Here is a 12,144-nt window from a genome sequence, read left to right on the forward strand (position 1 = left end):
GAGTGAGGCTGAAAAAAATGATATACCTTTAGCCTCGCTTTGTGCTATCCAAAATCACATTATATTCCGGGGATTTTCCATGAAATGGTTGACACAAACACTTTAGTCGTTTAAATGTATAAAGGATGGAACTTATCTATTTCATAGTTTCACTTTCAGGAGGGATCATTAATGAAGAAGAAGGTCGTATTGGGTTTAATGGTGGCTACACTAACACTCGGCATCGGCACTGGGGCACTTGCAGCAACGGGTCTGGAACCGATCAAAGCGTATTTGAACAGCAAGATATCTTTGAAATTAAATGGGACAACGGTAACAGCCAAAGATGCCAATGGCAAAACGGTATTGCCGATTACTTACAACGGAACGACCTATTTGCCAGTGCGTGCAGTCGGCACGCTGCTCGGTACGGAAATTATGTATGACAGCGCAACATCATCCGTTAACATTGGCAGCAGTAATGGATCTACACCACCATCCGAAACCAGCAAGCTGACATTAAGCTCGCTCGGAACTACAGCCTTGGGGACCTCGGATTGGCATACCAAGGATCCGGCCGAAACGGCGTACAAAGGCAAAGATTACAAAGATGTATACCTGCATACCGACACAGCCAAGCAAGGCAAGAGCTTCCAAGTCATGACCCAGAAAAAGTATGCCAAGCTGCATCTCGATCTGGCTGTTCTTGGCGGTTCACAGAAGCTTGAGATTATGGACGAGAACAATACAACGCTCAAGACAGTATCGCTTGCCCCTGAAGACGGTTTGATTGGGGTAGAAGTGGATGTTGCAGACACGGATTTCATCTTTGTTGAAATCGTTGATGAGGCCCCGGGCTCCTCTCTGTTTGTTCCATTGACGACCTCATATTTAACCAAAAAATAAATGAGATATTAAAAACGATTATCGCCTATGCATCGCCGGACGGTTATTCCGAACTGGCATAGCGATAATCGTTTTTTTTGTTCTTTTGGGACGTATGATCTGGTTAGCGAATTACGGTATCGAGCGGTTTGAGATTCGCTTCAATCTCTGCACGGCGACCTTCAAGGAATGGAGGCAATGCCAGGGACTCTCCAAGATAAGCCAGTTCTTCATCCGTGTCGAAGCCGGGACCATCGGTTGCCAGCTCGAACAGAATGCCATTAGCTTCACGGAAGTACAGGGAGCGGAAGTAGAAACGGTCTACGAAACCGGAATTCGGGAATCGGAAATTATGAACCCGTTCTACCCATTGTTTCAGTTCTTCTTCATTATCGACGCGGAAGGCAACATGGTGCACACTGCCTCGTCCAGGGCGTTCTTGGGTAAGGTCATTTCGTTCTTCGACATGCACCTCGGAGCCGCTGCCACCTTCACCGGATTCGAAGACGAGTACATCGGGTTGGCCTGCAACAAAAGCAGGATAGGTCCCTTTTTGACGGAAGCCGAGCAGATCGGTAAGAACTGGAGCGGTAAGGGAGGCAGCCTTAACCGTAAGATGGATTGGACCTAAGCCCACAATACCATACTCGGCAGGCACAGGGCTCTGATCCCAAGGTTTACCCCCTGCAACACCTGTATTATGTTCATCAGAAACCAGAATCAGACGTTGTCCTTCAAAGTCCGTAAACGAGAGAGTAGCGCGCCCCCCACGTTCGGTGATTTCTCCATGAGGAACATCGAATTCGTCAAAACGCTGTTGCCAGTACGCAAGGGCTGCATCGCTAGGAACACGAAGTGACGTTGCTGAGATACTGTTCACGCCTTCGCGTGTCTGTCCGGCCATTGGAATTTCAAAGAAGGTAAGTTCAGTACCGGGATTCCCTTTTTCATCTCCATAGAAGAGGTGGTAGACTGAAACATCATCCTGGTTGACTGTTTTTTTGATCAATCGCAATCCCATGACGTTGGTGTAGAACCGATAATTCTCAGCGGCGTGTGCAGTCAGTGCAGATACATGGTGAAGTCCTTTGATTTGCATTATAAATTCCTCCTGGTTATATATGTTCAACTAATGAGTATTTACACTGGCACTCCGATGACAGAACAACCTTCCGATCGCTGTTATCCCCAGATTTTTTGATTCCTCTTTTCAAAGGGGAAAATCCGGGGATAAAGGCGAACGCTTCGCTTCTTCAGTTTATTTCTGTCCTCTCCGTTATCGTGTAAATGTTTAGAAGAACATATATGCTGTTTTATAATATTTCCGTTAAGAAAGTTACTAACTTTTAGTGTGTTTTGTTGTTGAATTTATCTTAACATAAAGATATTTAAAATACAATCCTAATTTAGAATTCCATCTGGACAGTCTGCTCATTCAATGCCAAAATGAAAAAGTTAACATTAAAGAGATATATTGTGTTTCTGTAATGAGAAGGAGAGAAGAGGCGCATGGCTTATCCTCAGTGGTTAGACCCTTATGATGCAGAACCGTTTATGCTGTTTTCCACTTCGCACCTATGGGCGATTAGCCTTATTGCTGCATTAATTATATTGATGTTCCTGTTTCGGAATTGGCTGTGTTCATTGTCATCCAATATACGCCGTACCATTCGAATGACGATGGCATGTGTCATGTTTGGCTGTGAAATTGTGCTTCAGCTCTGGTATGTATATGGGGATGTGTGGAGTCTGCAAACTTCATTGCCACTGGAGCTATGCAGTCTGTCACTATTGTTATCGGCGCTGCTATTATTGACACGCAGCCGATTGCTGCATTCTGCATTGCTGTTCGCAGGAATAGCAGGAGCCTTGATGGCAATCGTAACGCCTAATCTCGGTTATGCTTATGCACATTTTCGTTTCATTCAATTTTTTACGGCTCACGCTTGTATTATTCTGGCGTTGCTCTATATGACTTGGGTGGAACAGCTTCGTCCAAGCTGGAGATCTGTGTTGGGTTCAATGATATTTGTGAATGTGGCTGCGTTGGTCGTATATGGTGTGGACGTCCTGCTTGATGCCAATTATATGTTCCTGAGACACAAACCCGATACGCCGTCAGTGCTCGACATGTTGGGCCCTTATCCCTTGTACATTCTTGGGGAAGAGGTGTTGGCCGTAGTGATGTTCTCCCTGATGTACATCCTGCTCTTTGCCATTCCGGAGCGGCTGAATAATCGAGTGAAGAGAGGAAAGAGTTCTGCGCTCTAGTTAAAATTTCATCCAAAAACCAATGGGTAAGCAACGGAGTCTGTTCTTCGTTCTTCTATAAAGTTATATTTCAAACCAAACATCCCGCAGCAGTCTGGATATTCAGACCGTTTGCGGGATGTTTGGCTGTTAACTTTACAGGGATATGTTTCTAATTTTTATCCACGAAGCAAAGATTCCGCTCCATCCACGTAGATCCGGGTACCGGTCACATGGGAAGATTCATCGGAAGCGAGGAAGAGCACCAGATTGGCCACCTGCTTCGACGTTCCGGGTTCACCTTTGAGCGGGTGTTCGTGGCCTTCCGGAAATTTAACCGGGATTTGTACTTCTTTCAGATCGACCGAAGGATAGGTATTGTCATCGATGTTTGTGTCTATGGCTCCTGGGCAGACAGCGTTGACACGAATCTTGTAACGGGCCAGTTCCAATGCAGCCATCTTTGTAAAAGCCGTCTGACCTGCTTTACTGGAAGCGTATGCAGAGAACCCTATGCCAGAGAATACACGGTTACCGTTAATGGAACTCGTAATAATAATGCTTCCTCCGCGGTCTTTCAAATGGGGTATGGCGTACTTCACAGTTGCGAACGTACCGCGCATATTGATGCCCATCGTCTGATCCCAGTCCTCAGGTTCCATCGTTTCAATGGGAGCCATTGTGCCGTTGATGCCTGCATTGGCAAATACAATATCGAGCTGTCCAGATTGCTCTGCCACCTGATTGATTGCTTTCTGCACATTGTCCGGTTTGGATATATCACATTCAATGACGTGGGCTTCTCCGCCTGTATTCTCAATCGTCTGTTTGGTTTTCTCTGCATTCTCCGGGGTCCGGTCCAGCATGAACACTTTGGCCCCATGCTCAGCAAAACGAATAGCTGTTGCCTGACCAATTCCTGAGCCACCTCCGGTTACAATCGCAACTTTCCCTTGCAAACGTTGTTCAGTCACCCTGATCCCTCCGTTTCGTATGGATTGTCAGTATACTCTCTATCTCTACATACCCGACTAAAGAGTGATGAATCATATGCCAATACAAAAAAACAGGACCGTTACACGGCCCTGTATCAGTAATTTAGATATCATGATGATCTGATTGCTGCAAAGTTACTTATGTTTCTTCCAGTCCATCGAACTGTTGTTCAACAGGTACTCAAAATCATTATCTTTCCGCTTCTGTTCAGCTTTACGAACTTCTTCCGCCTGCAGGCGCTCTTGCTCTTTGCGGTCAGCCTCGGCAGCCTTGGCTTCATCAGCCTGAGCTTTCAGTTTCTCTAGCACATCACTGCTCAGCAGATCCTTTAGTGTGGTCGGTTTATCCTGTGCTGCTTTGGGAGCAGGGGTGTGTTTTTTGGATTTTGCCATGGAATAATCTCCTCTCAAAAACATGAATCAACTTCCATTATCGTTTAGTATTCATATTATATCAGGTTCACTGAACCCATTCCATGAAACTGCGGAACAAAAGCAGGATATAGGGGGGGACGTGACGAATGAAAACGGGTATAAATTCATATATTATTACCGATACTGCGACTATTCCCTGGAGAAAGGAGTCGTTGTTCGTGGAAGTAAACCGTAGTTTACTGAGAGGGCTTGCATGGGGTGTTGCTTTCAGCTGTCCGCTATGGATTGCGATCATCGGTTGGTTGCGTTTGATGGGATGGATGTATTGAGATCAGCGGGTTGCAGAGCTGCTGCATATAGAGTTGTGCCAGAAGAAGGCATTTTTTATAAAGTTATTTATGTAAACGTTAACATTGAATAAAGCTCTGCCTTGCGTGAACACGCAGGACAGAGCTTTTGTTTGTCTTACAGGTTGTGAATCAAGATGGATAACTATAATCCGTTCGAAAGGTAAGGTTACGGCATTTTTACCGGTTCTGGATATTCCAGACCGTGAGTGTCGACAGTGACTTTTTTCATGACCTGATCGGTAACTGGTTTGTCTTGTTCGCCTATTTGTTGAGCCGCAATGCCGTCAACGACGTCCATGCCATCTGTCACTTTGCCAAAGGTGGCATACGCGTTATCCAGGTAATCAGCATCCGCTAACATGATGAAAAACTGGGAGCCTGCGGAATCCAAATTATCAGATTTACGCGCCATGGAGATCACCCCACGCGTATGATTCAGATGGTTTTTGTGACCATTAGATGTAAACTCACCTTTAATTGTATATCCTGGGCCGCCCGAACCATCGCCGTTTGGATCACCACCCTGAATCATGAAGCCTGGGATGACACGGTGAAAGATCAGACCGTCATAGAAACCCTTATTCGCCAATGAGATGAAATTGTACACGGTATTGGGCGCAATTTCGGGATATAGCTCAATGACGATTTTCTGACCGTCTTGCATTTCAATTGTGGCCACTGGATTTGGCCCTTCGGGTGCAGCTGGGACTGGTGTTTCCGTCGCACTGCTTGAAGGGCGTCCACAACCACTAATGACGATAAGCAGCATCGCTAGAACCAGCGACACAGCTGTTGTTTTTTTCCACCGAAAAGACATGAGAACGTTCCCCCTTGCATCTCTGCATAATATGTTTAGTCAGAATTATTTTCGGATAATCCCTCAACTATCATACCGTTTTTGCGGACAAGATGGCAATGCAAGGCAGGATATTATGGACGATAAGGGATGGTGTAAATGCTTACAGAGGTGTAAAATAAGGAAAATGCTTCCGCAGTCAGGGACGTACGGGTCTGTTCCGTCCGCTCCAATACACGGCAGTCCCGGCGTCAGTAACGGAAAGGGCGTGCGGGTATATGGACTTCTCGTGGAAGCGTAATCTGGTGATTTTGTGGATTGGTGTGTTTTTCTGCAGCACCGCTTATTCAATCTCCATCCCATTTCTGCCTTTGTTTCTGAGTGGCGATCTGGGTGTTCGTAATCACCTTGAGTTCTGGTCAGGGCTTGCCTTTGGCATCACATTTCTGGCAAGTGCGCTGGTGTCTCCCTTCTGGGGATCACTGGCTGACAAATACGGGCGCAAGCCAATGCTGATCCGGTCGGGATACAGCCTTGCGGTTTTGTATTTGATCAATTATTTTGTGCAGGACCCCTATTCGCTAATTGTGGTTCGTTTGTTTCAGGGGTTGCTCGCGGGGTTTGTTCCGGCGGCGATTGCACTCGTCGGTACCAACACACCGGAAGAGAAGACAGGGTATGCACTCGGTATCATGTCTACGGCCGGGGCAACAGGAGGTATTATCGGTCCATTAATTGGTGGGGTCGTAAGCCACTATTATGGGAACCGGAATGCGTTTTTATTTTCCAGCATCGTAGTATTGATCTCGGCGTTGATCGCAACCTTCTGGGTCAAAGAAGAGAACTTCAACCGGAACAAGGCACGTTCTCATGTGATGGATGACATCCGTGAAGCCAGGGCCAATCGATTGTTTATTACGGTGCTTGGCATGATGGGCATATGTACCTTCTCCGTGATGATTCTGGAGCCATTATTGACCGTATACGTGATGGAAATGGGCATTCAGCCCGATCGTGCTTCTCTCAGCTCGGGCATTATTTTCTCTGCGGTTGGTGTAGCTACGGTCATTATGGCGCCACGCTGGGGTAAGATCGGTTCGCGAATCGGGTATGGCAAAGTATTGATCATTGGCCTCGTTGGTGGGGCAATTGGAAACCTCCTGCAGTTTTTCACTACAGGTTATATTGGATTCGGCATACTGCGTTTTGTGTATGGATTGTTCTTTGCTGCGGTGTTCCCGGCGATTAATGCGATGATTGTACAAGTGACTGAACCTGGCTTCCGGGGAAGAGCATTCAGCCTGAATCAGTCGGCTTCCCAGATCGGTACGATGGCCGGGCCGATTATCGGTGGTGTTCTGGGTGGCTGGTTGCCGATTCGCTGGATTTTTATCATCAATGGAGTTGCGCTGCTGATTACCGCCGTTGTGGCGAAGTGGTCCCGACTGGAGCAGAAGTTGCCGGGATCGGGCAAACCTTTGGCGAAGTAATCAAGAACGTGAAAACGGTAAATGGCTAATCGGATAGAAGAGAGAGGGATGGTACCGTACGGATACGGTAGCCATCTCTTTTTCAGGATACAGTCTATATTATTAGGAAAATTAAAGAAAAAAGAAACCTCTCAGCAAAGAGGTTTCCTATATCCTTAATGAATCTGTAATGCGTTCCTACTCACCCGAGGATGAATCTTTTCGGCGAACTTCAACGTTCTCCTTCGGAATTGCATGTTCAACAGCATCAAGCTGATCTTCATCCGTTAGGGCTTCCGGAAAGGAATCTTCCGTGAACAATCCAAAATTCGGATCAATATCCCGTTCGGTTACCAAATTATCGGGCTCATGTACTTGTCGCTTGTGATCATCTTTCATTATGTCTGCACCTCCTAATTCAGGCTGTGACAAGAGGATTAACGCCGTGGTGGAATATCGTCCTCCGGTTTTGCATCTGCCCCAGCGCCGTTTAGCAGGTCCGTCCCGTGAAGAGCATTGGGGTCGGGTGCGGCAGGATCAACCGGACTATTCGGTTGGATAAGATCAGCATCAGGTACGGATTCGAGTGAAGGCTCCGCTGTCCGTGACTCCAACTCCGGTTCTTCTGTAGCCGTTACAAGGGGCAGATTTACTGTATTATCAGTATCGATACGTTTTCCCGTAACTTCATCAAAAGTGTCTATGTCACCTTGAGGGACTTCGGTTTCTAGTGGAATATCACGGGACCTTTGATAACGGTCGTAGTAGCGTTCGCTTTCTTCATTGCTAATCGGTCTGTCTGACATAAGTAGCACTCCCTTTTAGTGGATTACATTTAATGGTTGTTTATTTAATTGAGCAGTTATCTTGAAAAGGTTCTTATTCGTAGTTACCCAAAGGGTTAACGTTGTAATCTCGCACCCATTATGATTCCCTTATGTTTCCCAAATATGAATATAAGATGAAAGTGAACAATGTACGGATTACAGAGTCAACTTATATGCTTTAAAATTTGGGGAATACATATTTGACCAGAAAGTACAGAAATCCAAAGAAAATAATGATATAAGCCGCATATTTGATAAACGTGGAAGCGACCATACTTGAATCCGATTTGTGTTGGACATCCTTATGTTCTACCTCTACCGTTCTGTGTGGCTCATTCATTTGAATCACTCCTCAATGGTAAGTGTTTGCTTTGAGGAACATTACACCCGGAAGGGACGATTGAATCGCAGAGATCAGTTTTACAGCTTTTCATCTTTGGCCTATGATATGATGAAACATGGATATATGAGGGAGGGATTCCAATTGGATTGGTATACGCTGGGAAATATGATCACTCACATCCGAATCGGGCAAAAAGCGTCTACGCCCGGGTTTTCCCGTACCGTTATACGTCGTCCGGACGGGCTGTTCTGGGTAGGCGGGATATGGTCAGGACAGATTGTACAGTTGCGGGATTATCTTTTCTCGGATATATGGACGATCTATGACGATGAGGAAACAGAGCAGTGGTTGGAATATCGTACGAAGATTGAACAGAAAGAGCGCGAAATGATTGAGAACCAGTTCGAAGACCTGCGCGGATAATGGAGAAAACACTCGGAATCTATCAATAAAATGGAAATAAAACTATAAATCTACTAAAATGTGAATTTTCATTTTCCTACAAGAAGGTGACACGTTAAACTGTGGCGAAATGATAAATGAGAGAACTTGAGGATAGAGAAAATAAGAACTTTGAGGTGCTGTGAATGAAAAATGTGCCCAAAGCTATCATCATCTTATGGATAAGTATGTTGAATATTCTCTGCTTGCCGCATGACTTCGTCTCAGCGACTGCAGGAGAGGTTGACAGACCTGTATCCATTACGGGATGGGAAGTAAAATGGGGGAACGTACACGATCAGGGATTCATCAGTGAGGTTCAAGGTTCGGAGGAGATCTGGGAGAAGCAAGGTGCAGAAAAGCTGGAATATAGCAGCGTAGAAGCCCCTTCAGGTTCAATGTGGACTCGCGTGACCATTCCTAAAATAAACGAAGATAGCTCGGCAATCCGTTTTGAGAATATTAAAGGGAACCACATTGTGATCTATCTGGACGATCGTAAGGTGTATGAGAATTATCATTACAATTATGATAACAACGCTGTGTTGTTACCCTTATCGAGTGAGAATTCAGGTGGGAAACTGTATATATGGTCCGAGAATGAAAAAGGCAGACTTGGCATCTACGGAACGGTTCAGGTTGGGCCTTATGCTACATTACAGGAAAAGTATATTCACAATGGACTGCTTGATGTGATATTGGGAGCGACCTTTGTATTCACGGCTCTAACGATGCTAAGTTGCACATTTTTCCTGGGCAAATTCCATAAAGGGTTGTGGATTTCGTTATGTATCGTGATGGGTTCAATCGGAACGATGATTATCACCTATTCACAGTTTTTATATACGTTCTACCAGGTTTACGGTAATCTCTATTCCATATTGTTTGACCTGGCTATGCTGATGGGCATGCCTGCACTCTGTTATTTTTTTGAACAAATTATCGGACCAGGACGTTATGGCATCTTTACGAAACTAAGAAAATTTCAATTCATCTATTCTGTAGTAGCTGTGGCTGCCCTGTTGATTGATTTTATTTCGGGCGGTCAATGGGACATGCTCTACAGTTTGTTGGTTCAGAACGTGATTGGATTCGTTCTCGTAATCCTGTTGAGCATCTTGATGATCGGCACCATCTCCAAAGCGTTTCAACGGAGCCGGGAAGCTCTTTTGCTAGCTACGGGATTCGGCACATTTGCCTTAATCAGTGTTGCTGAACTACTGTGGTATTACCAGCGTAATGGAACATATCATCTGATATGGTGGAAATGGTCCATGGTTGCTTTTATTATCTCACTTATTGCCATACTGGGAAGCCGATTTGCTGAAAAACATACCAAAGTGCTTGAATACTCGAAAGAGTTGGAATTGTTCAATAATGAATTGCAGCGATCCGAGAAAATGGAAATCATTAGCGAACTGGCGGCGTCGGTTGCTCATGAGGTTCGTAATCCGCTGCAGGTGACACGAGGATTCCTTCAGCTCATGACAGAGCAGGAAGACAACAAAAACAAGGGGTATGTGCGGATTGCTCTGGAGGAGCTTGATCGCGCTTCCGGCATTATTACCGACTTCCTAACGTTTGCCAAACCGGAGTTCGATCATATTGTCTCTCTGAATATCGCGGATGAATTTAATCATATCGAAGGTATTCTTGTACCGATGGCTAATCTGGAAGGTGGCAAAATAACAACTGACATTCCGCCAGATCTATGGATTAGAGGGAACTCTTCCAAGTTCAAACAGGCTTTTATTAATATTATTAAGAACAGTATTGAAGCTTTGCAAGGACAGGGTCAGATTGATATTTGGGCTTATGCCCAGGATGGGATCATCAAGGTACATGTTAGAGATAACGGCGAGGGCATGGATGAGGAAGCGCTGGTCCGGCTGGGGGAGCCTTATTTCTCAAACAAAATTAAGGGGACTGGCCTCGGCATGATGGTTACCTTCCGAATCGTTGAAGCCATGCATGGTCAGATCAGCTTTACAAGCACAAAAGGGGTAGGAACAGAAGCCGTTGTATCTTTTGCCGCGTTCGTCGAATGACGAGCGGCAGAAGTGTACAATTGGCTTTTTTGTTCGCTACCCCTTGTGTCGTTCAATCACATATACAATCTAATCCGTTTAGCTTCTCCACGGTCCGCAATTTACATCATAATCCACTTTGGATGGATTGGGCGGAATCACAAGAACGTAGTCGTTCTGTTGTTCTTCAACGGTACGGACTTGAATGTGTTCCGGAATATCAATGCCAAATGCTTCACGAAGCGCTTGCTTCGGGTTGGAGTGCAGTTGTTGTCTGAAGTTCTCATCGGTCCAGGCCTTTTCAATAATATCCTCGTGCAACGTTTTCTCTGATACCATCATCGTCAACATTCCCTTCATATTTAAAATTCAACTGTACCAGCTCTTCTTTTGTGATTAGGACAAATGTTGTTTCTCGCTGATCCAGTAATGAAACCCGCCTTGAAAAAGCATTTTTTTGTGTTGTTCAATGTCCTGAACAGTTTGTCCCAGAATGCCGCATAAGTAAGAATTAAACGCTTCGAGATGCGAAATCCCCGAGTTAGAAGATGTTAGTCTGATGTTATATTGTTGAGCAATGTCTACATAGGAGTTCATGAATTGAGTGTTGTATACATTATCATGTACACGTTCGCTTACAGGATGAGCCGGGTAGTTGTGTTCCAGTGCTGCGGATATGTGAGAGAGGAAGCTGTTGTAATTTCCATGCACAGCATCTTGTTTGGTGTCTGTGAAGTCATCTGTCATCTGGAGAGTCATCAGAGCAATGTTGACGGCAGAACATATCGGAGTAATGCGATGCTTCTGTTCCAAAAGAAGCAGTGAGCCAGCAGCTCCAAGCTGAAGTGGGGCGGCTTTTTGGGCGATTAATAGCGGGCTTCTCTTGAAATAATCAATGGAGTTTTCACCGGTGACGCTCATGGCCCAATCCTCCACATACTGTCTGAAATACGTCCAGAACGGGGAAGAAAGGCTGAATAGCTCTGAATAGGCACAGATCGCATCCACGTAGTAAAGATTACCCAGTGATAATTTCAGTGTCACATCTTCTGGCTGTTCGTCCATAACTTCATCCTGATTCAGAAAATATAGCATATGCAGGAGACAGGCAGTACTCAGTTTGTGTGCCTTTTCTGGAGGTAGACCATCCGACAGTTGCATCCACAATGGAATAATGTAGCCAATGTAGCTGTGACCCGAATCTCGTAACAAAGGATTGACCAAATGAAGTTGTTCTAGTCCATGTTCTGACATTGGTTCAGGGTATTTCTGTACCAGCTGCTCTGCTGCAGCGAACACCACCTCCACATCGGATCTAAACGGATCAAACCATTCTCTCCGCATCGTTTGGTTACGCCCTTCCCATAATAAAGTAATTAAGGACTATTCAACTAGATCATGAAGTTA

Annotated in this window: 15 protein-coding genes; 6 read left to right on the forward strand and 9 right to left on the reverse strand. The window is 45.3% G+C overall.

Translation table 11 applies throughout. The annotated features are described in order from the left end of the window. The first annotated feature begins 171 nt into the window (after positions 1 to 171). Positions 172 to 885, forward strand: a complete 714-nt coding sequence (locus ACFVQB_RS11955) for a stalk domain-containing protein (protein WP_379438712.1) — start codon at positions 172 to 174, stop codon at positions 883 to 885. 103 nt (positions 886 to 988) lie between these two features. Here the strand turns inward: ACFVQB_RS11955 and ACFVQB_RS11960 are convergent, their stop codons facing one another. Continuing rightward, positions 989 to 1,963: a ring-cleaving dioxygenase gene (locus ACFVQB_RS11960; protein WP_379438714.1), complete on the reverse strand. Its 975-nt coding sequence runs from the start codon at positions 1,961 to 1,963 to the stop codon at positions 989 to 991. Between the two features lie 410 nt (positions 1,964 to 2,373). Between ACFVQB_RS11960 and ACFVQB_RS11965 the strand changes: the two genes are divergently transcribed. Beyond that, positions 2,374 to 3,135: a YwaF family protein gene (locus ACFVQB_RS11965; protein WP_379438716.1), complete on the forward strand. Its 762-nt coding sequence runs from the start codon at positions 2,374 to 2,376 to the stop codon at positions 3,133 to 3,135. A gap of 158 nt (positions 3,136 to 3,293) precedes the next feature. Here the strand turns inward: ACFVQB_RS11965 and ACFVQB_RS11970 are convergent, their stop codons facing one another. Together ACFVQB_RS11970 and ACFVQB_RS11975 are read right to left on the reverse strand one after the other, a co-directional pair. Then, the gene (locus ACFVQB_RS11970) at positions 3,294 to 4,088 is read right to left on the reverse strand and encodes an SDR family oxidoreductase (protein WP_379438718.1); all 795 of its coding nucleotides are present in this window, start codon (positions 4,086 to 4,088) and stop codon (positions 3,294 to 3,296) included. Positions 4,089 to 4,244: 156 nt separating this feature from the next. Continuing rightward, the gene (locus ACFVQB_RS11975; protein WP_379438720.1) at positions 4,245 to 4,502 is read right to left on the reverse strand and encodes a YqkE family protein; all 258 of its coding nucleotides are present in this window, start codon (positions 4,500 to 4,502) and stop codon (positions 4,245 to 4,247) included. 128 nt (positions 4,503 to 4,630) lie between these two features. Between ACFVQB_RS11975 and ACFVQB_RS11980 the strand changes: the two genes are divergently transcribed. Continuing rightward, the gene (locus ACFVQB_RS11980) at positions 4,631 to 4,813 is read left to right on the forward strand and encodes a hypothetical protein (RefSeq protein WP_379438722.1); all 183 of its coding nucleotides are present in this window, start codon (positions 4,631 to 4,633) and stop codon (positions 4,811 to 4,813) included. Positions 4,814 to 5,000: 187 nt separating this feature from the next. Here ACFVQB_RS11980 and ACFVQB_RS11985 read toward each other — a convergent pair whose 3' ends face one another. Next, positions 5,001 to 5,651: a peptidylprolyl isomerase gene (locus ACFVQB_RS11985; RefSeq protein WP_379438725.1), complete on the reverse strand. Its 651-nt coding sequence runs from the start codon at positions 5,649 to 5,651 to the stop codon at positions 5,001 to 5,003. Positions 5,652 to 5,908: 257 nt separating this feature from the next. On the opposite strand from ACFVQB_RS11985, the gene ACFVQB_RS11990 reads away from it, so the two are divergent. Further along, entirely contained in the window at positions 5,909 to 7,120 is a 1,212-nt protein-coding gene (locus tag ACFVQB_RS11990) for an MFS transporter (RefSeq protein WP_379438728.1), read from the forward strand. A 177-nt stretch (positions 7,121 to 7,297) separates the two neighbouring features. On the opposite strand, the gene ACFVQB_RS11995 is transcribed toward ACFVQB_RS11990, so the two are convergent. The 3 genes from ACFVQB_RS11995 to ACFVQB_RS12005 form a co-directional block, all read right to left on the reverse strand. After that, positions 7,298 to 7,498: a hypothetical protein gene (locus tag ACFVQB_RS11995; RefSeq protein ID WP_379438731.1), complete on the reverse strand. Its 201-nt coding sequence runs from the start codon at positions 7,496 to 7,498 to the stop codon at positions 7,298 to 7,300. Positions 7,499 to 7,536: 38 nt separating this feature from the next. Continuing rightward, positions 7,537 to 7,905: a hypothetical protein gene (locus tag ACFVQB_RS12000; protein WP_379438733.1), complete on the reverse strand. Its 369-nt coding sequence runs from the start codon at positions 7,903 to 7,905 to the stop codon at positions 7,537 to 7,539. A 199-nt stretch (positions 7,906 to 8,104) separates the two neighbouring features. Beyond that, on the reverse strand, positions 8,105 to 8,266 hold the full coding sequence (locus ACFVQB_RS12005; RefSeq protein WP_017690239.1) for a hypothetical protein: 162 nt from the start codon (positions 8,264 to 8,266) through the stop codon (positions 8,105 to 8,107). A gap of 144 nt (positions 8,267 to 8,410) precedes the next feature. Between ACFVQB_RS12005 and ACFVQB_RS12010 the strand changes: the two genes are divergently transcribed. Beyond that, positions 8,411 to 8,692: a hypothetical protein gene (locus ACFVQB_RS12010; RefSeq protein WP_379438738.1), complete on the forward strand. Its 282-nt coding sequence runs from the start codon at positions 8,411 to 8,413 to the stop codon at positions 8,690 to 8,692. 164 nt (positions 8,693 to 8,856) lie between these two features. Further along, entirely contained in the window at positions 8,857 to 10,758 is a 1,902-nt protein-coding gene (locus ACFVQB_RS12015; protein WP_379438740.1) for an ATP-binding protein, read from the forward strand. Between the two features lie 78 nt (positions 10,759 to 10,836). Here ACFVQB_RS12015 and ACFVQB_RS12020 read toward each other — a convergent pair whose 3' ends face one another. Further along, positions 10,837 to 11,079 carry an NHLP leader peptide family RiPP precursor gene (locus ACFVQB_RS12020; protein WP_379438743.1) on the reverse strand — a complete coding sequence of 81 codons (243 nt, stop codon included), beginning with the start codon at positions 11,077 to 11,079 and terminating at the stop codon, positions 10,837 to 10,839. A gap of 54 nt (positions 11,080 to 11,133) precedes the next feature. After that, positions 11,134 to 12,081, reverse strand: a complete 948-nt coding sequence (locus tag ACFVQB_RS12025; RefSeq protein WP_379438745.1) for a hypothetical protein — start codon at positions 12,079 to 12,081, stop codon at positions 11,134 to 11,136. Positions 12,082 to 12,144 lie beyond the last annotated feature (63 nt).

Source organism: Paenibacillus sp. NPDC057886, from assembly GCF_042796655.1.
In the GTDB taxonomy this organism is placed as follows: Bacteria; Bacillota; Bacilli; order Paenibacillales; family Paenibacillaceae; genus Paenibacillus.